This window comes from Paenibacillus swuensis (assembly GCF_001644605.1).
Classification (GTDB): Bacteria; Bacillota; Bacilli; order Paenibacillales; family DY6; genus Paenibacillus_N; species Paenibacillus_N swuensis.
The window spans coordinates 30,598-53,711 of record NZ_CP011388.1 but is presented as its reverse complement, the minus strand read 5'-3'; the positions used below and the strand labels follow the sequence as shown (position 1 = coordinate 53,711).

The following is a 23,114-nucleotide window of genomic DNA, read 5'->3' as shown; positions in this document are numbered from 1 at the left end:
GGGAACGTCAGGAAATGGAACAGGTCATGAGAAGGCATGGTTTTAAGATTGTTATTGGATTGTTATGTGTTATTTTGGGGTTGTTCATCTTGTTAAACGCTACGGGCAAAAGTAACTTACCAGACCAAGGCAAAGCCCCGGATTTTGAGTTCACAAATACAGCAGGCGAGAAAGTTTCGATGCGGGACTCAGAGGGGAAAGTGCGAATTGTTTATTTCTTCTTCGCGAGTTGTCCGGATGTATGCCCTATGACGAACAACCTGTTACGTGAGGTTCAAGGTAAACTGAAAGACAAGAACATGCTGGGCAGCGATGTGGTTATGCATTCCATTACGTTCGACCCGAAGCGGGACACGGAAGACAAGCTTAAGGCATACGCGAGCGGATTCCAAGCGGACAAGGAAGGATGGAAATTCTTGCGCGGGGAAGAGGCTTATTCCAGAAAAGTGGCTTTAGATTACGGAATTGGTGTTCAGGATGACGGCAAGGGCGGCTTTATCCATCAGAATTACATTTTCCTTGTGGATCAAGACGGTACGATTCGCCAGTCGTACAATGGGAATGATACGGAATTATCCGCGGATACCATTGTGAAGCATATGCAGGAGTTAAGCTGACCTTAATCTTGAAGAGGATCAGGCAACGGATAAGTCGGGTAGAGGATATATTCCTCCAATCCGGCTTTTTCTAATTGTTGAATCAGATATTCATCAGGAGTGCCTTCAACACCGGCATATCCCCTGCGGGTATAAATCTGCTCGCTGTCCGGGAACATGTCCCGGAGGACTTTACGGATTCTCGACCCCGACGAATCATTGTCCATAAACAAATAGACTTGCCGGTTCCGGACTTTCTTCCGCAATTGCTCTGTTTTGTCCGTATTCAGCGTGCCGAATGTACAGTATATGTCAATGTCAGGACTGAGTAACCGCGTCAGCCTTCTCTTATCGTTCTTGCCTTCCACAATCAGCACAAGGTCACCCATCATTGTTCTCCTTCATGTTGCGACATAAGTGAATTATAAACTAGGTTGTCCTTTTTTGCCGCTAAATACATGGAAAAACCGCCCTTCAGGGGAAGGACGGTTCATTGCGCGTGATTAGAAACAGTATGCGCTCAATATGATAACCAGCAAGATGTAAAGAACAAGGATTGCTCCAACGGAAGAGTAAGCGCCGCCTACACCCGCGCCACAGTTAGCACCGTAGTTAGACATGTGTGTTTCCCCCCTTTCGGTAAAGGAGTCATTACCTGATCTTATCCTATGGCGATGGAGGCCAATGGGACTATGCGAATACCCAGTTAGGCAGAAACGGGCGAATGTCTACTCGGTCTTCATGAGTCCGAAGGTACGAATCATATAAACCGGAAATACGGTTAAAGCGAGAATCAGCACAAGAAACGCCACAAAGTAAGGGGAAATCTCATCCCGGTAATGTCCGGCAATCAGCGGTCCAAGGAAAGCTCCGATCGAGAAAGCGACCGATAGCAGCGAGAAAACGCGGCCATAGCGGACACCGCCGCTTAACGAAAGCAATAACGAGGCCAGGGCGGGGAAGATGATGCCTTTGGCCATCCCGATGAGCACCAGAGACCCCGCTAAAGGGAGGGGCCATTCTGACGCCATCCCGAAGAAGATTAAGCTTAAGGCTAAGCTTCCCGATGCCGTACGAATAAAAGGCGACAGCCGGTTCAGGAACAGGAGTGACAGCGTAATCAGCGCGCCCAAGCTGACTAGGGAGAACAGTATGCCCGTGTTCATAATACCGGCCTCGCCGGAATTACGGGCAAGCAAGGGCAGCTCGAAGAACAAGATACCCTGCGAGCAGGATATGGCCAGAGGTAACCCGTAGAACAACCAAGGCACGGGAGAAGCCGTCGGTTCGGGCATCATCAGTTTACCTTTCGGGCGTACGACTCCAGGCTCGTCATCATTAGATACGGCCAGAGCCTGTTCCGCTACAACGGCCGAGGTGCTCTTGATGCCGAAGATGGCGAATAAGCCTGTGGCAATCAGCAGGCAACCCAGCACTTGAAAAGAGGCGGTAAAGCCGAATTGGGCGACAAGGTAGGCTCCTGCCGCGGGCGAGAATACGGACGCAAACGTATGGATCAGCCCGTTACCCGCCATCAGTTTCCCTTGATGGATATGATCTCTTGCCATCTTGGCGAGCATGGCTAAACAAGCCGGCGATAGAAAAGCAAGGACGAATCCACTGACGGACCGCACCGCCAACAGCTGCCAAGGATCAGTCACATGGGCTTGCAGCAGCATCAGAACGCCGCCGAACAATAAGCTCAGGATAATAAACCTTTTACTGCCGTATCGATCCACACTAAAGCCGGCTATAAGGTTTCCCGGGAGATGCGTGAGGGAGTACATGCCCATAATCAGACCGATAAATGAAGGCGCGGCGCCGATGGAGATGGCGAAAGGCGTCAGAATCGGGTACTGCGCATGCAGATCAAAGAATGCCACAAACATGAAGAAATAAAGCCAAACCGCTGTTTTCATCCGTTCACCTTCCTTCAAAAACATGATATATAACTTGTACGTCTTTTTGGGTCAAGTTAGTACGATTTTTTTGCCTCCAACTCGGGTTTTGCCTAAATGGGGTTTCATGTATAATAAGGAATAGGGTTGGATATTCACAGGGGGCGGGAACATGTTTGAGGGATTTACGGACCAGTGGGCAGTCTTTCTGCAAGAGCGCTGGTTTGTCATCGTTGGTGCGATTATTGTATTATTAATTATCATCAATCTGGTGAAAACCGTATTGAAATGGATCATCGTTCTCGGGTTGATCGCTGCTGTCTTCTTCTATGGCGCCGATTATATCGGGGGGCTTAAGGATTTGGGCACAGAGGTTGCGGCTACCGTGAAAGCGGAAGCGCTCAAATCCATGGCGGGGGAAGCGAAGAAGGCTACATACGAATCATCCGCGGACGGAACCTACAAGATTATTACTCCTAACTTGGAACTGCAAGGCCAAGCGGGATCCAATGAAGTGGAAGTCAGCTTTCGCGGTCAGTCGCTTGGAAAGATGAAGGTGGATGAAACCGTCAAGACCTTTATCGAATCAGCTAAGATGAATATTAATTAAATTCAGAGGGGACAAGGAGGGAAAGGCTTGCCGGCTACGATACAACTACTACTAACACAATATAACGCCGTAACCCTGCTCCTTCTGCTTGTCGTCATCGGTTCCGTTATACAAGGGTTAAGGAAGGGTGCTTCGGGATCGGCCAAGCACCTTTTCTTTTTTGTACTGGAAGGCGCGATGACGGTGGCGAGTTTGCTCATTGCATGGAAAGGTGCCGGAATCGCCTCGGACAGCCTGCAACAGTGGTTAACAGTCCGGGATATTCGGATTCCTGCAACGGAGCTTAATGCGCTTCAGCAATTTTACTACACAGCGATTACCGCCATTCGTGATTTCGCCTTGCTGCGTTACGGATTATTGTTTCTGATCGGTTACGCCGCGGTGAAGAATATATTGTACTGGTTAGGCTATGTGCTGCTCTTGCAGTGGGATAAGAAAGAACGTCCAGCTTCGGATTCAGCGGTATCTTCCTGGATCAGTTCCTTAAGCGGAGGCATCATTGGTATATTGATCGGCCTGGGCAGGGCTGTCATGGTAATCGCCTTATTGTTCATCGTGACCACCTTATTCCCCAAGACAACGGCAACGAATTACATTGCCGCATCACCCCTGTATCAGAAGGGGGCAACTTCGATCGTCCAACCGATTACGGGAAACTGGATATCGAAGCAAGTGCCTGTGTTTACACGCGCGGTTGAAGATGAATTCACGAAGATCCTGACAAGAAAATACGAAGTCATTGACCGGAATATCCCTACCGATATCGCAGCGGCAGCGCAGATGATTGTGAAGGATGCGCAACATGAAGAGGAGAAAGCGCGTCTGTTATATGATTGGGTCGGATCCCGTGTCAGTTACGATTACAATAAAGTAGACATGTATGTGAATCAGAACGTATGGAAAGAACAAACACCCGAGGACACCTTTGCCTCCCGCGAAGGCGTGTGCATTGACTATTCACGGCTATATGCTGTCATGGCCAGGTCCGTGGGTTTGAAAGTGAAGGTCGTGACGGGATTGGGATACGACGGTAAAGGCGGGTATGGTTCTCATGCCTGGAACGAAGTGTATTTGCCGGCCCAGAACGCTTGGGTACCGCTTGATTCCACATGGGCGGGATCGGGAGATTGGTTTAATCCGGAAGGATTTTACGAAACCCATATTAAAGAAGCTTAAACAAAGGAGATCCGGCAATGGCATTTAAGAAAAAAAAACCGAATCACAATGACGATCCGCAGAAGCAGGAGTTAATTCGAAAAAGGAACTTTTCGCTGCGATTGAACTTTTTCTTTTTTATCGCATTTTTTGTGTTTTCGGTGTTGATTGTGAGGTTGGCTATGTTGCAGTTCGTTGAGGGGCCAACTCTGGCGGCTAAAGAGGATCAGAAGACGACCGCGAGCGTGGCGATTCCTCCGATTCGGGGAAATATATTGGATCGAACAGGGGTGCCTATCGCTTATTCGACTTCCACTCAGTCTTTATACTATAGGATTGAGCCAGGGCAAAAGAAGGATGATGTGATAGCTTTAGCCAATCGTTTGGCTGAGATCTTCGAAGAGTTTGGTGATAAAGATCCAGGCAAAGCCCCGTTAACGGCAGAGGAAATTGTTAAAAGCATGGATGTCGGCTTCGACATTAACAAGGTTGAAAAGAGAACACTAAACTTTGCATCTGAGCCAAGACGTATCAAAACCGCGCTTTCTAATCGTGAAATTGCCTATCTTATGGAACATCAGGATGAATTTAAAGGGATAGAAATCAATGAAGAGAGTATCCGAGAATATGATAAAAGTACTGTATCGGTGCAATTAGTAGGCTACTTAAGACAATATGACCGTGCAGTAAATACGATCGATTATTATAAGCAAATCAGCGAATTGCCTAAAGAGAAAGTAGATCCTACAAATAAATATCTCAGGTTTGAAAATGTAGGATTTGACGGATTAGAACTTATGTATCAGGAGCAGTTACGAGGTAAAAACGGCTTGAAAACTTACCCCGTTAACGCCGCACACAAGATCGTTGGTTCAGTTACAGTCACACCGCCCGAAAAGGGAAATAACTTGTTTCTGACCATTGATAAGAAAGTACAGTTAACCGCTGAAAAAGCTATTATGGATAATATCAAAGTAATTAACAAAGCATCAGGGAACCGGTTCCAGTATGCGCCAAATGCTAAAGCCGGGTATGCGGTGGCAATGGAAGTGGATACAGGTAAAGTTGTAGCGATGGCAAGTATGCCTGATTATGATCCTGCAATCTGGAAAACCGGTAGAATTTCTCCTGAGTTATTGGCTGCTAATGAGAAAAGACTAACCAACGGCACAATACGAACCGCTGCATCCGATTGGCCAGATAATGTTTTAAAGAACTACCCAACTTCCATTGTACCGCTAGGTTCAACACAGAAACCTCTAACTGTATTGGTAGGCATGGCAGAGAAAGTAATTGGACCTAATACTCCATATAACGACAGGGGAATATTCTACTATGGTCGAAATAATGCCGAAGATTTAACCAATGCCGACGATCATGCATACGGAATGTTAACACCATCACGAGCCATTGAAAAATCTTCGAATACGTTCATGGCCGAGATGGTCGGGAACGCATTGTACAAGAAATATAAAGGTAGCAAAGCGGTCGATGTATGGGATGCTTATATGAAAAAGTTTGGATTGGGTGTGGTGACGGAAAGCGGTCTGCCAAATGAAAGCGAAGGCACATTAGATTACTTCCATGAAGTAAAATCAGGTTCCGCACAGTCAGCGATGATTCTAGCCTCTTTCGGCCAACAGGCTCGTTATACAACATTACAATTAGCTCAGTATACCGCAATGCTTGCGAACAAAGGTAGTCGGATGAAACCACAATTTGTTGAAAAAATTATGACTAATGATAACAAAACGTTGGTACAAGGGTATAAACCGGAAGTGTTGAATAAAGTGGAATTCCCTAATTCTTATTGGAAAGTGATCCATCAAGGAATGGAGAAAGTTAAGAAACAAGGTTTTGAGGGGTTTCCTTATAAGGTTGCTTCGAAAACAGGTACTTCTCAACAGGATGTCGGCAAAAGAAAGGCAATTGAGAATGCCGTATTTATCGCTTATGCTCCCGCAGACAATCCGAAGTTGGCCGTAGCTGTAGTTGTGCCCGACGGCGGCTATGGAGGTTGGGGAGCGGCACCGATAGCTCGCCAAATTTTCGAGGCCTATGACGAAGAGATCGGCTTGACAGGCGTGCCTAAGAAGAAACCCGTAACACCAACAGGTCAGGCGGCATCCGGAACAAGCGCGGGCACACAATAACAGGTAGAAACCCAGGAAGAATACAGTCCACATATGCACCTATTGTCACGGGTCGTCATATGTTGAGATTGTATTCTTCTTTTTTTATCCATAAATGTTGCATGAGAACAACTTTTTTGTGTATATTTAAAAAAGAAGCACATGAGCAATATTTAGGACACTGGGCAAAAGTTAAGGGCTTGTGCAACTTTTTGACATCATAAACTAAAGAGGTTTAAGGGAGAGAGCGAAGATGAAACCAGCTATGACGAGGCTTATGTTAACGGTACTGTTTCTGGTGACGGCAGGTTTAGTTGCAGGTTGTAATTCAACGAATGAAGTTGAGAACACGGGTAAAATCAAAGTCACGACAACCATTGGGATGATTAAAGACATGGCTGAGGAAGTCGGCGGGGAGCACGTGGAAGTTACCGGTTTGATGGGTGAAGGCGTCGATCCGCATCTGTACAAAGCTTCCCAAGGCGACATCAAGAAGATGGATGATGCTGAAATTATTTTTTATAACGGATTGCATTTGGAAGGCAAGATGATTGAGATTTTTGACAAAATGGGCAAGGAAAAACCAACAGTAGCCGTTACCGACAGCATTGACGTCAGCACGCTTCGCTCGGGTCAAGATGCAGGCGGAACGGAGCATGATCCCCACATATGGTTCGATGTGAAGCACTGGATGAAAGCCGTAGAGAAAGTAAGAGACGAACTCATCGCCCTCGACAAAGAGCACCAAGCCGACTACGAGGCGAATGCGGCAGCCTATTTGAAAGAGCTTGAAGAACTGAACCAATATGCTAAAGATCAAATTGCTTTAATTCCGGAGCAGCAGAGAGTACTGGTGACCGCGCATGACGCGTTCGGCTACTTCGGGGACGCTTATGGCATTAAAGTGATGGGCTTGCAGGGAATCTCCACCGCTTCGGAATACGGCTCTAAAGACGTATCCAACTTGCGGGATTACCTGGTCGATAATAAAGTAAAAGCCGTGTTCATCGAATCCAGCGTGCCGCGTAAAGCGATTGATGCCGTCATTGAGGGAGCAAAGAAGAAAGGTCATGACCTTGTGATCGGCGGTGAGTTATTCTCAGATGCCATGGGCGAGGAAGGCACGGAAGAAGGAACTTATATCGGTATGCTGAAACATAACGTGGACACGATCGTGAAGGCTTTGAAATAGAGTCAGAATGGATGAAAGGAGCGGGTTACAGTGGCAGGAGAAAATAGTATTGGAAGCCGTAGCGGTACAAAGAGCGGGAGCAAAGTGCCTCTGAAGATCAGGGATTTAACCGTTGCCTATCAAAAGAAACCCGTGTTGCGCGATGTCACTTTCGAAGTGCCGGAAGGAAAGTTGATCGGCATTGTAGGTCCGAACGGCGCCGGCAAATCGACATTGATCAAAGCGGCGCTCGGGCTAATCCCTAAAGTGACGGGAGACGTGGAAATTTACGGTAAGACATATACGGCACAACGCAAGCTTGTAGGTTACGTGCCGCAACGGGAATCCGTGGATTGGGATTTCCCGACGAACGCGCTGGATGTGGTTATGATGGGCCGGTACGGCCATCTGGGTTGGTTCCGCCGACCCGGCGCCAAGGAAAAGGCGCTGGCCATGGAAGCCTTGAATAAAGTCGGGATGGCGGACTTTGCGGATCGCCAGATTTCGCAGCTTTCCGGGGGACAGCAGCAGCGAATCTTCTTGGCCCGGGCACTAGCGCAAGACGCATCCCTGTATTTCATGGATGAGCCTTTTGTCGGTGTGGATGCGGCAACAGAGAAAGCCATTATTACTTTGTTGAACGAGTTGAAGAAGCAGGGGAAAACGGTACTGGTGGTACATCATGATTTGTCTACGGTGAAGGAGTATTTTGACTGGGTGATGCTTATCAACGAGCGGTTGCTTCATATCGGTCCCGCGGACGAAGTGTTTACCCGGGATAACCTACAGCAGACGTACGGCGGCAAACTGGCCATCTTGGATCGCGAAGCCGACAGTACGATTGCGGGCGTGAGGTGACATGATGATGCCGGAATGGATGGAAGCTTTATTCAACGCCTTCAAGGACCCCAATACGCAATGGGTATTGCTGGGATGCATGTTGCTCGGCTTAAGCAGCGGAGTATTAGGCACATTTACGTATTTGCGCAAAGAGAGCTTGATGGGAGACGCATTGGCGCATGCGGCGCTGCCCGGGGTATGTATCGCGTTTATGCTGACGGGCGTCAAGTCGATCTTTCTCTTTCTGATCGGCGCGGCTGCGGCGGGGTTGCTGGCTACGTTCGGTATTGGCTATATCACCCGAAATTCAAGAATTAAACAAGATACGGCTTTAGGCATTATCCTTTCGGTATTCTTCGGTTTCGGAATTGTCCTGCTCACGCAAATCCAGCACAGCGCGGGCGGCAATCAATCTGGACTCGATAAATTCCTGTTCGGGCAAGCGGCGTCGATGATTATGGACGATGTCATCGTGATGAGCGTCATTTCCGTGCTGGTCATGGGCTCATGCGCTTTGCTCTTTAAAGAATTTAAACTACTCAGCTTTGATCCGGGTTTTGCCCGGGGCATGGGCTTTCCCGTACCGTTTCTGGAGCAGTTGTTAATGTTGCTTATCGTTGTTATCGTCGTAGCGGGCATTCAGGCGGTTGGCGTAGTCCTGATGGTAGCCATGCTGATTACACCGGCTGTATCCGCGCGCTATTGGACGGAGAAGCTGGGCGTGATGGTCATTCTGTCCGGCGTGTTCGGCGCCCTCAGCGGCTTGCTGGGGACGTTAATCTCGACGACGGCCAACAATCTGCCGACAGGCCCACTAAGTGTGCTATCCGCAACGGCGCTCTTTATCGTATCGCTCCTGATCGCGCCCCGTCGCGGCTTACTGGCTAAAGTATGGGTACGCTACAGTGTGAAAAAACAGGTTAAGGCGGAATCCGCGCAAACCCGGCTGGAACGGAGGCTGGGCGAATCATGAGTGATTTTCTGATTATTCTAACCGGCGCCTTGGTGGCGTCCGCTTGCGGCATCTTGGGTTGCTTTCTCATTTTGCGACGGATGGCATTGGTGGGGGATGCGATTTCTCATGCGGTGTTACCCGGAATCGTGATTGCGTTCCTCATCAGCGGCTCGAGAGATTCGTTTATTATGCTGCTTGGCGCTTCCGCGGTCGGCTTGCTGACTGTGTACTTGATCCAAATGTTTGAGAACAGCGGGGTGCAATCAGATGCGTCTATCGGCGTGGTGTTTACCGCTCTGTTCTCGGTGGGTGTTGTGCTCGTTAGTTTGTATACCCGTCAGATTGACCTGGATCTCGACTGTGTGCTGTACGGTGAAATCAACTATGTGCCATGGAACACGATCACGCTTGGCGGTGTCGATATCGGCCCCAAAGCGATCTGGACAGTTGGCATTGCCTTGTTCTTAATTGTACTGTTCATCGGGCTGTTCTATAAGCAGTTCAAAATCTGTTCCTTCGACCCCGCGATGGCCGCCGCATGCGGCATCCCGGTGGCGCTGTTCCATTACCTGCTCATGAGCCTGGTGTCGGTCACCACCGTGGCCTCATTCGAGAGCGTAGGCGCCATCCTGGTCGTCGGCATGCTCATCGTACCGGCGGCAACGGCTTACCTGCTGACCGACCGGCTGAGCGCGATGATCGGCATCAGCGTCGGCGTGGGCGTGCTGAGCGCCGTGCTCGGCTACTACGCCGCGTACGCGCTTGACGCCTCCATCGCCGGCTGCATGGTCAGCGTCGCCGGCGTGCTCTTCCTCGCCGCGCTGCTGGGCTCGCCCAAGCACGGCGTGCTGCTGCGCAACGCCCGCCGGCGCCGTTACCTCCGCGAGGCGAATGCCGCGGAGGGGCGCGCGGTGTAGCCGCGCGGGCGAGCGCCCGCCATGGGCGCTCGCGCAAACACCTCCCCGGGCTTTCGCGCCGGCTGGCTGCCATAAGCAGTCAGTCGGGGCGGAAGGCTCCCGGGGAGGTGTTTGTGGTTTGGGCCGGAGCTGCGGTGCGTGGCGTGGCGGCTCCGGCCTGCAAGGAAATAACGTAATAAAATTACGTTATTTCCTTGAGTGACAAGAATAGCGTAAAATTTTTACGCTATTCTTGAGCGGATGGCCCCAAATAGCCCTAGGGGCCAAAATTTCGAATAATAGCGTAGGAAAATTACGCTATTATTCATGTTTTCTCAAATAACGTAATAAAATTACGCTATTGTTCGTCCTCTACAAGAATTCCCGCCAACGCCAACTCCCGCCAACGCGAACTCTCGTCTACGCTAACTCCCGCCTAAGCCAAGCCCGCCGCGCGATACACGCTGCGGTAAGCCTCGCCCGAACGCGCCGCGCGCTCCTCCGGCGTGCCTTCCGGCTCCTCGCGAGTGAGGATTTCCTGGGCAACGACGCCCCGGAAACCGATCTCACGCAAACCGCGCAAGAAAGCCGAAAGGTCAATAACGCCTTCGCCCGGATAGACGCGGTCGTTATCCAAAGCTTCCGTATATGGAACATCTTTCGCATCATTCAAGTGAACATGCACAATCTGATCCGTGCGCAGCTTCAGAATATCTTCGTACGTGTTACCGTTCGTGTACCAGTGGTAACTGTCAAACAGCAAGCCCACATTCGCCTCGCCGATCGCACTGATGAAATCCAGCGTACCTTCAATGTCCCAAACAAACGGATTCTTCCAAGCGGTACGCAGATGATGCGGTCCCACAAATTCCAAGCCCAGCGAGATGCCGTGAGCTCCCAGAATCTGAGCGCAAGTCCGTAAACGGCGCGTCGCTTGTGCCATAAACCGGGCAGCTTCATAATCGGTTGCCGGCAGAATATATGTACAGCACCGTGTGCAGCCAACCGCCGCAGCCGCAGCCGCATCCTTGGCCAAGCGCACAAGACCTGCCTGGAATTCTTCTTCCGAATGACGCCATTCCGGACTCAGTCCGATAGAACCAATGATGACATCATGCTGTTTCAGATAAGCGTTAACAGCCTCCGCACCCTTCGCATCGAGCCAGGCTTCAAGCTCTTCGCCGCTCGTGTCCACGGCCTGAAAACCGTTGGTTGAAGCTAAACCGATGAATGATTCCAAATCCCCTTGATGACCAATCCCTGCATTAGATAAACCTTTCAACATCCGCTGCCACTCCTTCTCACTCTGGTTCAATTGGTGTAAACGCTTATAATTATACTCCATGAAATAGAATGGTAAAGGGAAAAGTTGGATCGCCCCTAATTTAGCGCAAAAAAAAAGACTGAACGCGGGCGATGACGCTAGCCAGCTGTTCAGCCTTACAAGTGTTCAACGTTTAAATGGAAGTTTCAGGCTTCAAAGCCTTCAGTTTAGCACCGTTGGCCATGGACAGAAACAAGCTCAACATCAGCACGATCGCCCCCAGAATATTAGGGAAGGTTACATTCACATCGAAGAGCAGCCCCGCCATCGCCGGTCCAAAAATATTCCCGATACTCATATAAGCATTATTCATCCCCGCCACAAACCCTTGTTCATTCCCCGCCATCTTGGAGAGCAACGTATTGATTGCAGGACGCATAACGGAAGTGAAAGAAAAGAACAATGACACGAGTATGAGAATGTACCAGAAGTTACCCGACAACAACATCAAGATCAAGGCCGCGGCCGATAGCAAAAAGGTGATATTGATTAATCTTTTCTCTCCGAAAGCTGTTATCAGCTTCCCGATGAACACGCCTTGCACAACCGTTCCGATGACGGCACCAACCGTAATCAGGATCGAAATTTCCCTTGTGTTGAATCCGTACATTTCGTTAACGAACAATGGGAAGATCGCTTCAAAGTTGGCAAGGCCGAAAGTTAAGCTGAAGATCAGGAACAAGAGCAGGAAGTACGGCGCTTTAAAGGATTGAGCGAATTGCTTCAATATATTTTCCTTCTTGACCTTGGATTCCCGGCTTGCGCGTTGATCCTCTTGGGATCTTGATTCCGGCAAAATAACCAGGGAGCCCAGCATCGCGAGCGCTCCAACAGCGCCTGAAATATAGAACGGCATCCGAAGGCCAAATTCGGCCAGAATTCCGCCCAGACCCGGACCGACAACAAACCCGAAGGACATCGCCGCGCCCAACATGCCCATGCCCTTGCCGCGATCCTCTTGTGTCGTGATATCGGCCACATAGGCCATCATCGACGGAATCATGGCCGCAGCGCCGATGCCTCCGACAAGTCTTGCCACATACAACATGGGAATCGTCTCCGCCAGCGCGAAGATCAGATTACCCAGGGAGAACAGCAGCAAGCCTCCGACGATCATTTTCTTACGTCCGTATTTATCGGACCAGTCTCCGGCAATCGGGGAAAACACGAATTGCGACAGCCCGAATGCGGCTACCAGGTACCCGGCGACTCCGCCTCCGGCGCCAAACTCTTTCAGAAAATCAGGCAAGATCGGTATAATTAAACCAAATCCCAACATAGCGATAAACATGTTCACCATGAGAAAAATCAGGGGTGTATTTCGTTTCTTATTCATCAGTCAACCAGCTCCTTCAATTCCATCCGATTAAATTTTTTTTGTCTTCTGATAACTTACCATAAGTAAGTGACGAAGGCTATACTTTTAAATAAAAATTAACATGTAAGGAATTACCGTCATGCGAACATCCCTTGATCCCCCGGAAATACACCTCATGAAACGAATAGCTATATCATTTAATGAGAGAAAAAGGGGAAAGAACATGAGCGGAATTCACGGCGTTTATTATTTTGATGAGAATGAGGTCACCTCGGATTTGTTGTCACAGATGGCATCTCCTGTGCTCCGCGGCGGTCAGGCGATTCATGCGGCAGGGAAGATGGAAGGCCCGCTGGGATTGGGTATTTGCTGGGACGACAGATCCGGACCTGAACGCATGGAAGCGGAGAATGAAGCAGGGAATGTGACGATTGTATTTGACGGCGCTTTATATAACGCAAGGACGCTTCGCGACCAGTTGGTTCGGCAGGGGCACAAATTTAAAGAAAATACGGACGCCGAAACAACGGTTCATCTCTATGAGCAATACGGGGAAGATTGCGTGAAGCATCTCCGGGGCAAGTTCGCTTTTATGATCTGGGACGCGGGCAAGGAGCAATTGTTTGGCGCGCGGGATCACTTTGGAATCAAATCGCTGTATTACTATCGGGATTATCATCAATTCCTGTTCGCCTCCGGCTTGAAATCTCTGCTCGCGGTGCCGGGTATGCGTAAATCCGTCGCGCAGGAAAGTCTGTACGCGTACTTGAGCTTGGGATATGTCCCTGAAGGAGACACGATGCTGGAAGGTTTCCGCAAAGTTCCCGCAGCGCATACAATCACCGTTTCAATAACAGGACATGCCGTTCTGAAACGATATTGGGACCCGATGTTCGAGCCGCAGCAACGTACGGAGATGGATTATGTCGGTGAGCTTCGGATGAAACTCAAGGAAACGGTCAAGGCGCATGTGGAACGCGGGGAAGCCGCGGGCAGCCTGTTATCCGGAGGCTTGGATTCGGCCGCCATTACCGCGCTGGTGCCATCCAAGCGGCCATTGCCTACATTTACGGCAACTTTCGATGCTCTGCAGGACCGCTCCGTCTATGCCGCCAAGACGGCGGAGAAGTTGGGCACGCATCATCACACCATTCCGATTACGGAGGAGCAATTGTTTGCCGCGATGCCTCAGGTGGTGTGGCATTTGGACGAGCCGGTTGCGGATCCGCAGGCCGCTGTGTTGTATTTGCTGGCGGGTGTAACGGGGCAGCATGTAAGCACGGCCCTGTCCGGTGAAGGAGCGGATGAGCTGTTTGGAGGTCATGCGGTATATCGCGAAGCGAAGTTGCTGCGACCGATGTCCTTGGTGCCTCGCGGTTTGTTAAAAGGCATGAATAAACTCATATCGTTATTACCGGAAGCGATGACAGGAAGAGCGATGCTGTTAAAAGCTGCCTCCCCGCTTGAGGAGCGGTATGCGGGAGGCGAGATGTTGCTCAGCGAGGAGTTGAAGGCGAGCTTGCTCCAGATGGATCGTCGCGCTTTGCACAGCTATCCGAATCCATATGACATCGCGGCGCCGGCCTATGAGCGGAGCGAGCATCTAGATGCGGTAACCCGGATGCAATATGCGGACATCAGTCTTCGTCTGCCGGGCAGCCGACTTATGGCAGCGGAGAAGCTGAGCGCGGCGCAAGGCCTCGACCTGCGGTTTCCGTTCCTGGACCGCAAGCTGTTCGAAACGGTAAAGAAAATACCGGCATCCTATCGTTTGCAAGGAAAGGAACATAAATCCATACTGCGCAAAGCGATGCAGGGCATTGTTCCAGACTCGGTGCTGCACAGAACGAAACCTGCGCTCAGCCCGCTATTGATACCGCTCCGGGAATGGATTAAGGGTGAACGGGGCGAACGGATGATCGAGTTCATTGAGCAGAGCGGGGTTGCGCGTTATTTTGACACAAATATGTTATGGAATGTTTATCTGAAACACCGCCGGGGGAGCCAGGATTACACGGGATTGTTGTGGGCGCTATATACTTTCGCGATGTGGCATATGTTATTTGTAGAGGATGTCCACGAACAAGAAGATTCCGGCATTTTAACTTCAGAGGACAGATATGGTAAGCTATGGAATAGAGACCAAGAACCTGATAGTGATACGGAGGAAAAGTATGCCTGATTATAAGTTAATAGCGTTGGATATGGACGGCACCTTGTTGAACGAAACGCTCGAGGTATCGGAAGAGAACCGGGAATGGATCGGTAAAGCCATGGATGCGGGGATCACCGTTTGTTTGTCGACAGGCAGGGGGTACAGCAGCGCGTTACCTTACGCCGAAGATTTGGGACTCCATACCCCTATGGTATTGGTGAACGGCAGTGAAATATGGGAAGCGCCCGATAAGGTATTGAAACGCGAGTACATGGACTTGGAAGCGGTCCGACAGTTGCGCACAATTGCCGTTGAACGCGGGGTCTGGTACTGGGCCTATGCGGTTACGGGGGTATACAACCGTGAAAACTGGCCTGAATCGGAAGAGGGAGAAGAATGGTTGAAGTTCGGTTATTACGAGCAAAATACCCCGGTCCTGGACGACGTCAAAGCCCAACTGGATCCTTTCCGCCATTACGAGATTACGAACTCAAGCCCGGATAATATTGAAATTAATCCGCCGGGGGTAAGCAAAGCCACGGGACTGGAAGAAGTCTGTAAACTTCTGGGTATTCAGATGTCGCAGGTTGTGGCCATGGGCGACAGTCTGAATGATATCGCCATGATCCGGGCAGCAGGCTTGGGGGTTGCGATGGGCAACGCGCAGAATGTGGTGAAAGAAGCCGCGGATGTGGTTACATTGCATCATAACGAGCATGGGGTCGCGCACGCGATCAAGGAATTTGTTCTGAAAGTTTGATTGAACGGAACAGAGGGAAAGGACTAAGCGCGTGACATCGAATTCCAGACCTTAAGCAGGCGCGCATCTTACATATGAAGGAGCGGGGTTATGGAGATACTGGGTTGGCTGTTGATTATCGTGTTGTTTATCGTCGGGATGGCGGGGGCGATATATCCTATTTTGCCTGGCGTGGTGGCGATTTACGGGGCTTTCTTCGTGTATGGATTGTTCTTCAGCTTTAAGGAATTTGGATTCTGGTTCTGGTTTATTCAGACCACGATCCTGGCTGTCATCTTCATTGCCGATTACGCGGTCAGTGCCTGGGGCGTGAAGAAGTTTGGCGGAAACCGGGCATCGGTCATCGGCGCCACGATTGGTCTGATTATCGGACCGTTCGTCATTCCCGTGGTGGGGTTAATCGCAGGGCCTTTCATCGGCGCGGTTATCGGAGAGGTCATCTCGGGCACGGAAATCAATCGGGCGCTGAAAGCGGGCTGGGGCTCCGTCGTCGGGCTCTTGTCCAGCATCGTGGTGAAGGTGATTCTGCAGGCGATCATGATTGTGTTGTTTTTTATATGGATTTAGTGGAGCTTTATGGGGAGCGGGAGTATGGCGGAGGACAAAGTCAGCGTAACGATTGAAGTCAGCAGAGAGGCTTTGGATAAGCTTAAAGTGATTTATCCTGACATGGAAGAAGGGATCCAAAGAGCTGTTGAAGTGTGGACTAACGAAAGGTCTATTGCGATGAGCACTCTGCGAGGCACCTTCAAGGAGAATCAGTTGGGTTTTTTGCTTTGTTATTATCAAAATTTACAGCAGAGAGATCATGCGAGTGGTATTCAACGAATGGTGTTCCATGAACCCATTTACTATGAATTATATGATGTGGTGATGAGCAATTGTTATGAAGATTTAATGGAAGAGTGGGGGATAACGCCTTTTACATTTAATTCACAGGTTTTGGATCCCTGTGGAGCACTCTCATTACCGCAGTCTGTTGTTTTAAAAGAATGGATCCTTTATTATTGGCAGGTCCTTGTCTTGCAAGAAGTATCTGTCAGTACGTACATAAAATCGATGATGTTGACCGAAGATGAGAAAGAATACAGGGAATTAATGTCTGCAATTCGCACTCTAAATAATGAAGAAGTGCACAAATACATTAATGAGTTCATCGGATGGGATCGATATCACCAAATTATTCTTCGAGGTGTCTTGGGTACAGATCCTAAATGAAAACGCTTATGCCAAAATCGAATACCCTTATGACTATTTCGGACATAGAAATGCCCTGTGGATAGGACTATAATAAGGTCGTTGCACCAAGAATGCATAAGTGAACGACAACGATATACTATGATAACGGGAGATGAATTCCTTGATTAAAGTAACGGTATGGAATGAGAATGTGCACGAGAAAGAAAGCGAAGAAGTACGCGCGGTATATCCGGAGGGGATTCATACGGCGTTGGCGAACGGGATTCAAGGGGACTTCACGATTCGAACAGCAACCCAAGATCAACCGGAACATGGTCTGACGGAAGAAGTGTTGAACGACACGGATGTACTGATCTGGTGGGGCCACAAGGCGCATGATCAAGTATCCGACGAAATCGTTAACCGTGTCCACAGTCGTGTCCTTGCAGGCATGGGCTTGGTTGTGCTTCACTCGGGTCATTTCTCCAAAATATTCAAGAAACTCATGGGTACCACTTGTGACCTGAAATGGAGAGAAGCGGACGAGAAAGAAATTCTGTGGGTTGTGAATCCGGCGCATCCGATCGCTGAAGGCTTGGGCGAATGCATCCAGCTGGAGAAGGAAGAGATGTACGGCGAGCACTTTGACATTCCGACACCGGACGAGCTCGTATTTGTCAGCTGGTTTGAAGGCGGCGAGGTGTTCCGCAGCGGTGTTACATACACCCGCGGTCAAGGCAAGATCTTCTACTTCCGTCCGGGACACGAAACGTATCCGACTTACTACAACCCGGAAGTGCTTAAGGTCATTTCCAACGGGGTTCGTTGGGCTGGCGCACCGAAAGGCGCAACGCCGAAATACGGTAACGCGCAACCGCTTCAAGAAATCAAGAAAAAGTAGTATACTAAGCCGTGCGGCGATTTGCTGCGTGGCTTTTTTTTTGTTTTGCAACAAAACGGGAAAGCAATAGAGGATTAGATTTGATTGGTTGCTCTATATTCTCTTTTCCATGGCTGAATAAGGTAAATAATGAAAATTACAGAAAAAGGTAATTCATTACCTACAGAGGAAAGCGAAACATGGAACTGGCCTCATGCGAAACTCGAAAGGATGAAAGATTGTGGCAAAGGACTCATTAATTAAAGGTACGATTATACTTGCGGTTGCGGCATTGGTAGCTCGTGTGCTCGGAATATTTCAACGGGTGCCGTTAGATTACATCCTGGGCGAGAGCGGCGGAGCTTCCTTCGCGTTGGCGAACAATATGTACTTAGTATTGCTGGTGGTGGCTACAGCCGGCATTCCAAGCACCGTCAGCAAGATGGTGTCCGAACGTGTTGCGGTAGGCAAGCATGCGGAAGCACAGCGGATATACCAAGCGGCGTTACGATTCGGAATTATCACAGGTGTCATTATAACGGTCGGACTTTTCTTTTACGCTCCTTTTCATGCTCGTTACATATCTAAATTACCCGAGGCAACCGCCGCGATCCGGGCTCTGGCACCTGCCCTGTTCTTCTTTCCGGTGATCGCCATGATGCGCGGCTACTTTCAAGGCCGTCAGATGATGATGGCGGGCGGTGTCTCGCAGATCGTGGAACAGATTCTGCGTGTGGGTACGGCAGTATTATTCGCATTTTTCCTGTTTAATGCGAATTACGCGGACCCGGTTGTTGCGGCCGGCGCATCTTTCGGAGGGGTGGCTGGAAGCCTTGGCGCTCTTGGCGTGATGCTCTACTATGCCCGCAAGCTTAAGCGTATGGATATCGCGGAAAACTTTGCGTCCAAGCAGACGGATCAGGGGGCCGACAAGCTTCCTTTTAAACAAATTTACAAAGAAATTTTTAAGGTCTCGATTCCCATTGTGCTCGTCGGCTTGATGGTTCCGCTCATTTATTTGATAGACGGCTCCATCATGATTGCGCTCACGGAAAACCAAATCGGTTATGGAGCAGCCCAAGCCGCTGTCGACATCATTGGTCTGAAAGCTCAGTCGCTTGCGGGAATACCGCCGATCTTGGCGATAGCGCTAAGTCAATCGATTCTGCCGGTTATTGCATCGGCTTATGCGATGCGGAATTCAGGCGAAGTGGCACGGCAATCCTCCCAGGCGTTGCGGATTTCTCTTTTTACAGGCGTGCCGGTGGTGATCGCGATGGTGGTTGCCGCACGTCCCATTAACAACTTAATCTTTGCGGAGCCTACAGGAATAGACTATATTGCACTCTTAACCTTCGGTACTCTGTTCCAAATTATCATGATGACCTCCGGCTCCATTCTGACGGGACTTGGAAAGCCCCGCATACCGATGCGAAATGTGTTTATCGGGATCGGTGTGAAATTAGCGGGCAGCTTTGCTCTGGCTCCGTTTCTGGATGTATATGGGATCCTGATCGCTACGACTTTATGTTTTATCGTGGTCACAACCTTGAATCTGATTTCGTTGCGCGCTCTTGTAGATTACAATGTGCTTGGCGGACGTTGGACGGGCTTCCTGTCCACGGTAGTGTTAGCTGCCGCGGCGGGTTGGGGCTTGGAAAGACTGACTAACGCTTACGTCCCCGGGGGCAAAATCCTGCACAACCTCATCTCCTGCGCCGTCGTCGGCGGAGCGGTGTTGGTTGCTTATGCGGCGTTACTTTGGTTGTTCCGTGTCGTTACAGCGCAGGAAGCGGCGAATTTCCCGGCTCCGTTGCGAAAACTGATCAACCGCATCCTGCGTTTCGCGGGAAAATCCTTGCCGGCGCCGACCAAGCAAGGGCAGTAAACACGCGAGAAAGTCGGCAAGCAGCAATAGGGGAACATATATATATTCGAATAATTACTTATTTCTCATCAAGCAAATGTTCACCCGCCAGGACGGCCAGCTCGATCTTGTTCAACCCAAAGCAATATTCGTTCGTCATGTCGAACGAATGCGGCGCGCGCAGCGGTTTAAAGAACCGCAGCGCTTGCAGGGAATCGAACCAATCGAACGCCTCGGGCGGTTCGATGGCGGTATCCGGCCACGCGTCCCTGAGCGCGGGGCTGTACAAAGGCGCTGCGCCGGGCTTCAGGCGGCAGCCGTCCAGCCTCTCCGTATACGTGGTATACGGAGAGGCTTTTTTGATGCGCGCGAACAGATGCGGCCAATAGTCCGCGCGGGAGCCGGTATGCGGCTCGGCGGAAGCGTACCGCCGCGTGCCCTCCAGCAGATCCTCGAAGCCGAAGAGGATCGTATACAACGCCTTGCCGACGTTAATGCGTTCGGCAAGATCCTTGAAGTCTTCCAGCACCAGGCCGGCCAGGCGCAGGTGCGCTCCCGCGCCGGGTGCCCGGCTAAGCAGCGGGTCCGTGGTGTAGGGGAAGACGACCTGGTTTAATTGCAGGAAGGCCTGAGCCTGAAATTGCAAAGACTGCAGGACATTCGATTGCACATCGGGCTGCTGCACAATTCTGCGTTCAATATAATGCTGTTCATTAATGATGAGCGCTACAGTTAACAAGCCGCTGTCTTTCGTACGCCAGAACGCTTCCCAGAACGGCTGCATGAATGCGGAAATCCGCAACTGAGGCAACAGATGAAATAAAGGCTTACCCAGCTTCAAACTCTCCGCGTAAAGTAACAATTGCGGATAGGCATCCTGAAAAATATAGTTGTTGGCATACTCCAAAAACCGAAAAATAGCCTCCCCCTGCTTCGGTGTAATCAGTCGCGGAACAAGCTCCCCTTTCAGGTCGGTCATACTCCACCCCCCGTTGCGGGAGACCATATGAGCGAGTAAAGCCCAATGCAGCTCAGGCAAATGGCGGTACATGTCAAGGTAAGCTCCGGTGCGGGTCACATTGTTCGCGTTAAGACGGTCCGTTTGCTGCCGGATGCGGTCCAGCATATTTTGCTCATGAAGGGTGGGGGAAGGTAACGGGTGTGAAGGGTCACTTGGGACAGCGGAATTCAATCGTTCTTTCAATGCTTTACGAACGGATTCAAGGGTCGCAGGATTAATCGCTACGGTCAAAGGATGCTGGGCCAGCTCGGCGGAAAATTCTTGGCTGACTGCTTTACCATGAAGGTAGTGGTACACGTTCTCGGGCATATGCAGGAGCTTCTCTTTCGCACTATGCCAAAAAGGGGCACGGATCCGTTTCTTCGTCATCACACACACTCCGCTCTGGGAAAGCTATGGTCTAGTTTATGCAAAAGGTTGGGAAATAACCATGGTTCCATGCGTGTCCGCGCAAGTTGACAGGGGCCGGAGGGAATGCTATAACAGCTTTACGAGCGAATTATGAATGCAGACTTTATGCAGAGGAGGTCAGATCTGTGGAACAAATTAAAGATTCCGGCGTGTTCAAGGAACGCATAGCCGATCCGAAACCCACGATAGTCGTATTCAAAACAACCTGGTGCGCGGATTGTCATTTTATTGATCCGTTCATGCCGGAGCTGGAAGCGAACTATGCGGAGCAGTTGAATTTTCTGCATGTGGACCGTGATGATTTGCCGGAAGTGTGCGAGGAGCTTAATATATTAGGTATTCCTAGCTTTATCGCGTTCAAAGAAGGCAAGGAGCTCATTCGTTTCGTCAGTAAATTGCGAAAGTCCCGTGATGAGATCGAACAGTTTTTGGATCGCGCGATTGAAGTCAGTAAAGCAGTATAACCCATGTAATGGCTACAAAATAAGGCGGCGTTCCCTAAGAGGAATGCCGCCGTTTGTATTGATTCTGATTATTTACTTTGATTCCGCTCCACACGCTCAAACAAAGCGCCCAGCTCCGCGGCGCCCGGCTGGCCCAACCGCCAGAAGGCCGCGCCTTTCAGGTTGTAGCGCTTCGCCAAGCCCACCACCGCGTTCAATGAAGCTTCATTCTCACTGGCGAACGAGACCCCGAGCAACAGTTTCTCCTTAGGCACTTGCGCCAAGCTTAAGCGGATGGCTTCATCCACTTGCGGCAGCGGCTCCGGTGATTGTTGGTCGCCATAGGCATACGCCATGATGACCATATCATCGACTAAGGCTCCCAGCTTCTTGTAGTCGTAGCCTTTAAACCAGCCGTTCAGGGGTTGCAGCGCGACGGATAACTTCAACCCTTGCGCGCGGGCGCGAGAGGATGCTTTGTGCACAAATTCTGTGAATTGTATCTGCACCTTAGCGACTCCGGCAACACCCGCACCCTTCGGTCCGATCAGCCCTAACCCTTCGAAGTCCAGCATAACCCCCTGAAACCCTTTCGTTTCGGCCAAATCAAACAATCCGTCCAGGGCTCGATCCATCAAGTCCTCATCACCCAGCAGCTTGGTTAGCTGTCCTTGCTCATCCCCTGAATAGACCATGAGGTAAGGCGCGGTACCTGATGAAACCGCATCGCCTACAATGGACTCCGGCGTAACATCTCCCGCAGCCTGCGGCAAATAGAAGTCCTTGCCGTTCGTAATAAACTCGCCTTGTTCATTTAACCGGGCCCAGCCGAAAGCGACGGAATCGAAATCAGGAATTAAACTTACATGCGAGAACGATTTAATGGCATAGAATGCGCGCAAATGCATCTTTTCCTTGGGTGATAGGATTTCTACTTTCTTCATAGCTCCGTTCCAAGCGACACTTGCCCCGAATTGTGAACTAAAGAAGTTTAACGGAACTAACACGTTACCCTTGATCTGTACAGGTGCCGCCGATAAGCTAACCGATTGCCCGTTCACCTTGGCTGTCTTCTTGTTTAATGTCAATATCACTTGCTTGGAACCGCCCGAATCCGTTCCGTCGGCAATGATTGATTTCGCAGCGGCATCCCAGCGAACGCGGATATCTAATGCTTCGGCAATGGAACGGAAGGGAACCATCGTGACACCCTGCCCAAAAAACGGCGCAACAGGAAACGGCAAGGCATAATCATCCAGGGTTATACCAATCTCAGAAGAGCTCGTTCGGGCTAATATAGCAGAAGGCGCCAATACCGTTCCCAGTAATAAGCTGCTCGTCAGAACAGAGGATACTTTTCGCAAAATTCGACTAGAATATAAATTGTAAATCATCGTTTAACAACGCAACCTTTCTGCTCAACCTATTCTATTAAATCTATTAATCTCTGCAATACCGCACCCTAGTTATACCATTATTTAGGAGAGTTAAACAACCTTTTTT

Annotated in this window: 22 protein-coding genes; 15 read left to right on the top strand and 7 right to left on the bottom strand. The window is 50.1% G+C overall.

The features are described 5' to 3' along the window. Positions 1 to 26: 26 nt before the first annotated feature. Positions 27 to 617 carry an SCO family protein gene (locus SY83_RS00260; protein ID WP_068610675.1) on the top strand — a complete coding sequence of 197 codons (591 nt, stop codon included), beginning with the start codon at positions 27 to 29 and terminating at the stop codon, positions 615 to 617. A gap of 2 nt (positions 618 to 619) precedes the next feature. On the opposite strand, the gene SY83_RS00255 is transcribed toward SY83_RS00260, so the two are convergent. From SY83_RS00255 to SY83_RS00250, 3 genes are all read right to left on the bottom strand, one after another. Next, the gene (locus SY83_RS00255; RefSeq protein ID WP_068603257.1) at positions 620 to 985 is read right to left on the bottom strand and encodes a toprim domain-containing protein; all 366 of its coding nucleotides are present in this window, start codon (positions 983 to 985) and stop codon (positions 620 to 622) included. Between the two features lie 114 nt (positions 986 to 1,099). After that, positions 1,100 to 1,216, bottom strand: coding sequence for a sporulation protein YjcZ (locus SY83_RS22940; RefSeq protein WP_157279753.1), 117 nt, complete (start codon positions 1,214 to 1,216; stop codon positions 1,100 to 1,102). Between the two features lie 108 nt (positions 1,217 to 1,324). Beyond that, positions 1,325 to 2,515 (bottom strand): MFS transporter, encoded by a 1,191-nt coding sequence (locus tag SY83_RS00250; RefSeq protein ID WP_068603255.1) that lies wholly within the window; start codon positions 2,513 to 2,515, stop codon positions 1,325 to 1,327. Between the two features lie 151 nt (positions 2,516 to 2,666). Between SY83_RS00250 and SY83_RS00245 the strand changes: the two genes are divergently transcribed. The 7 genes from SY83_RS00245 (at position 2,667) to SY83_RS00215 (ending at position 10,274) form a co-directional block, all read left to right on the top strand. After that, positions 2,667 to 3,104 carry a hypothetical protein gene (locus tag SY83_RS00245; protein ID WP_068603254.1) on the top strand — a complete coding sequence of 146 codons (438 nt, stop codon included), beginning with the start codon at positions 2,667 to 2,669 and terminating at the stop codon, positions 3,102 to 3,104. 27 nt (positions 3,105 to 3,131) lie between these two features. Further along, positions 3,132 to 4,280: a transglutaminase domain-containing protein gene (locus SY83_RS00240; protein WP_068603252.1), complete on the top strand. Its 1,149-nt coding sequence runs from the start codon at positions 3,132 to 3,134 to the stop codon at positions 4,278 to 4,280. A gap of 17 nt (positions 4,281 to 4,297) precedes the next feature. Continuing rightward, positions 4,298 to 6,412 (top strand): peptidoglycan D,D-transpeptidase FtsI family protein, encoded by a 2,115-nt coding sequence (locus SY83_RS00235; RefSeq protein ID WP_068603251.1) that lies wholly within the window; start codon positions 4,298 to 4,300, stop codon positions 6,410 to 6,412. A 232-nt stretch (positions 6,413 to 6,644) separates the two neighbouring features. Next, on the top strand, positions 6,645 to 7,583 hold the full coding sequence (locus tag SY83_RS00230) for a metal ABC transporter solute-binding protein, Zn/Mn family (protein WP_068603250.1): 939 nt from the start codon (positions 6,645 to 6,647) through the stop codon (positions 7,581 to 7,583). Positions 7,584 to 7,613: 30 nt separating this feature from the next. Next, positions 7,614 to 8,420: a metal ABC transporter ATP-binding protein gene (locus tag SY83_RS00225; RefSeq protein WP_269453469.1), complete on the top strand. Its 807-nt coding sequence runs from the start codon at positions 7,614 to 7,616 to the stop codon at positions 8,418 to 8,420. A 19-nt stretch (positions 8,421 to 8,439) separates the two neighbouring features. After that, entirely contained in the window at positions 8,440 to 9,375 is a 936-nt protein-coding gene (locus SY83_RS00220) for a metal ABC transporter permease (RefSeq protein WP_068610671.1), read from the top strand. Continuing rightward, on the top strand, positions 9,372 to 10,274 hold the full coding sequence (locus SY83_RS00215; protein ID WP_068603249.1) for a metal ABC transporter permease: 903 nt from the start codon (positions 9,372 to 9,374) through the stop codon (positions 10,272 to 10,274). Before SY83_RS00220 ends, SY83_RS00215 begins: the two co-directional genes overlap by 4 nt. A gap of 415 nt (positions 10,275 to 10,689) precedes the next feature. Here SY83_RS00215 and SY83_RS00210 read toward each other — a convergent pair whose 3' ends face one another. Beyond that, positions 10,690 to 11,538, bottom strand: coding sequence for a sugar phosphate isomerase/epimerase family protein (locus tag SY83_RS00210; RefSeq protein ID WP_068603245.1), 849 nt, complete (start codon positions 11,536 to 11,538; stop codon positions 10,690 to 10,692). Positions 11,539 to 11,710: 172 nt separating this feature from the next. Continuing rightward, positions 11,711 to 12,913, bottom strand: coding sequence for an MFS transporter (locus tag SY83_RS00205; protein WP_068603244.1), 1,203 nt, complete (start codon positions 12,911 to 12,913; stop codon positions 11,711 to 11,713). A 205-nt stretch (positions 12,914 to 13,118) separates the two neighbouring features. On the opposite strand from SY83_RS00205, the gene asnB reads away from it, so the two are divergent. From asnB to SY83_RS00175, 6 genes are all read left to right on the top strand, one after another. Next, positions 13,119 to 15,077, top strand: coding sequence for an asparagine synthase (glutamine-hydrolyzing) (gene asnB, locus SY83_RS00200; protein ID WP_068603242.1), 1,959 nt, complete (start codon positions 13,119 to 13,121; stop codon positions 15,075 to 15,077). After that, positions 15,070 to 15,810: a Cof-type HAD-IIB family hydrolase gene (locus SY83_RS00195; RefSeq protein WP_068603240.1), complete on the top strand. Its 741-nt coding sequence runs from the start codon at positions 15,070 to 15,072 to the stop codon at positions 15,808 to 15,810. The genes asnB and SY83_RS00195 overlap by 8 nt, the downstream gene beginning before the upstream one ends. 90 nt (positions 15,811 to 15,900) lie before the next feature. Continuing rightward, positions 15,901 to 16,377 carry a DUF456 domain-containing protein gene (locus SY83_RS00190; RefSeq protein WP_068603238.1) on the top strand — a complete coding sequence of 159 codons (477 nt, stop codon included), beginning with the start codon at positions 15,901 to 15,903 and terminating at the stop codon, positions 16,375 to 16,377. 24 nt (positions 16,378 to 16,401) lie between these two features. Next, positions 16,402 to 17,028, top strand: a complete 627-nt coding sequence (locus SY83_RS00185; protein WP_068603234.1) for a hypothetical protein — start codon at positions 16,402 to 16,404, stop codon at positions 17,026 to 17,028. Between the two features lie 142 nt (positions 17,029 to 17,170). Then, on the top strand, positions 17,171 to 17,890 hold the full coding sequence (locus SY83_RS00180) for a ThuA domain-containing protein (RefSeq protein WP_068603233.1): 720 nt from the start codon (positions 17,171 to 17,173) through the stop codon (positions 17,888 to 17,890). A gap of 220 nt (positions 17,891 to 18,110) precedes the next feature. Next, positions 18,111 to 19,757: a putative polysaccharide biosynthesis protein gene (locus SY83_RS00175; RefSeq protein WP_068603232.1), complete on the top strand. Its 1,647-nt coding sequence runs from the start codon at positions 18,111 to 18,113 to the stop codon at positions 19,755 to 19,757. Between the two features lie 58 nt (positions 19,758 to 19,815). On the opposite strand, the gene SY83_RS00170 is transcribed toward SY83_RS00175, so the two are convergent. Further along, on the bottom strand, positions 19,816 to 21,126 hold the full coding sequence (locus SY83_RS00170) for a DUF2515 family protein (RefSeq protein WP_082882220.1): 1,311 nt from the start codon (positions 21,124 to 21,126) through the stop codon (positions 19,816 to 19,818). Between the two features lie 167 nt (positions 21,127 to 21,293). On the opposite strand from SY83_RS00170, the gene SY83_RS00165 reads away from it, so the two are divergent. Continuing rightward, positions 21,294 to 21,632: a thioredoxin family protein gene (locus SY83_RS00165; protein ID WP_068603231.1), complete on the top strand. Its 339-nt coding sequence runs from the start codon at positions 21,294 to 21,296 to the stop codon at positions 21,630 to 21,632. A gap of 68 nt (positions 21,633 to 21,700) precedes the next feature. Here SY83_RS00165 and SY83_RS00160 read toward each other — a convergent pair whose 3' ends face one another. After that, complete coding sequence (locus SY83_RS00160; RefSeq protein WP_068603229.1) at positions 21,701 to 23,005, bottom strand: stalk domain-containing protein; 1,305 nt, start codon at positions 23,003 to 23,005, stop codon at positions 21,701 to 21,703. Between the last annotated feature and the right edge of the window lie 109 nt (positions 23,006 to 23,114).

Bases quoted from the DNA above. Each gene is read 5' to 3' on its own strand.
- SY83_RS00260 (WP_068610675.1), top strand. From the start codon at position 27: ATGAGAAGGCATGGTTTTAAGATTGTTATTGGATTGTTATGTGTTATT.
- SY83_RS00255 (WP_068603257.1), bottom strand. From the start codon at position 985: ATGGGTGACCTTGTGCTGATTGTGGAAGGCAAGAACGATAAGAGAAGG.
- SY83_RS22940 (WP_157279753.1), bottom strand. From the start codon at position 1,216: ATGTCTAACTACGGTGCTAACTGTGGCGCGGGTGTAGGCGGCGCTTAC.
- SY83_RS00250 (WP_068603255.1), bottom strand. From the start codon at position 2,515: ATGAAAACAGCGGTTTGGCTTTATTTCTTCATGTTTGTGGCATTCTTT.
- SY83_RS00245 (WP_068603254.1), top strand. From the start codon at position 2,667: ATGTTTGAGGGATTTACGGACCAGTGGGCAGTCTTTCTGCAAGAGCGC.
- SY83_RS00235 (WP_068603251.1), top strand. From the start codon at position 4,298: ATGGCATTTAAGAAAAAAAAACCGAATCACAATGACGATCCGCAGAAG.
- SY83_RS00230 (WP_068603250.1), top strand. From the start codon at position 6,645: ATGAAACCAGCTATGACGAGGCTTATGTTAACGGTACTGTTTCTGGTG.
- SY83_RS00220 (WP_068610671.1), top strand. From the start codon at position 8,440: ATGGAAGCTTTATTCAACGCCTTCAAGGACCCCAATACGCAATGGGTA.
- SY83_RS00215 (WP_068603249.1), top strand. From the start codon at position 9,372: ATGAGTGATTTTCTGATTATTCTAACCGGCGCCTTGGTGGCGTCCGCT.
- SY83_RS00210 (WP_068603245.1), bottom strand. From the start codon at position 11,538: ATGTTGAAAGGTTTATCTAATGCAGGGATTGGTCATCAAGGGGATTTG.
- SY83_RS00205 (WP_068603244.1), bottom strand. From the start codon at position 12,913: ATGAATAAGAAACGAAATACACCCCTGATTTTTCTCATGGTGAACATG.
- asnB (WP_068603242.1), top strand. From the start codon at position 13,119: ATGAGCGGAATTCACGGCGTTTATTATTTTGATGAGAATGAGGTCACC.
- SY83_RS00195 (WP_068603240.1), top strand. From the start codon at position 15,070: ATGCCTGATTATAAGTTAATAGCGTTGGATATGGACGGCACCTTGTTG.
- SY83_RS00190 (WP_068603238.1), top strand. From the start codon at position 15,901: ATGGAGATACTGGGTTGGCTGTTGATTATCGTGTTGTTTATCGTCGGG.
- SY83_RS00185 (WP_068603234.1), top strand. From the start codon at position 16,402: ATGGCGGAGGACAAAGTCAGCGTAACGATTGAAGTCAGCAGAGAGGCT.
- SY83_RS00170 (WP_082882220.1), bottom strand. From the start codon at position 21,126: ATGACGAAGAAACGGATCCGTGCCCCTTTTTGGCATAGTGCGAAAGAG.
- SY83_RS00160 (WP_068603229.1), bottom strand. From the start codon at position 23,005: ATGATTTACAATTTATATTCTAGTCGAATTTTGCGAAAAGTATCCTCT.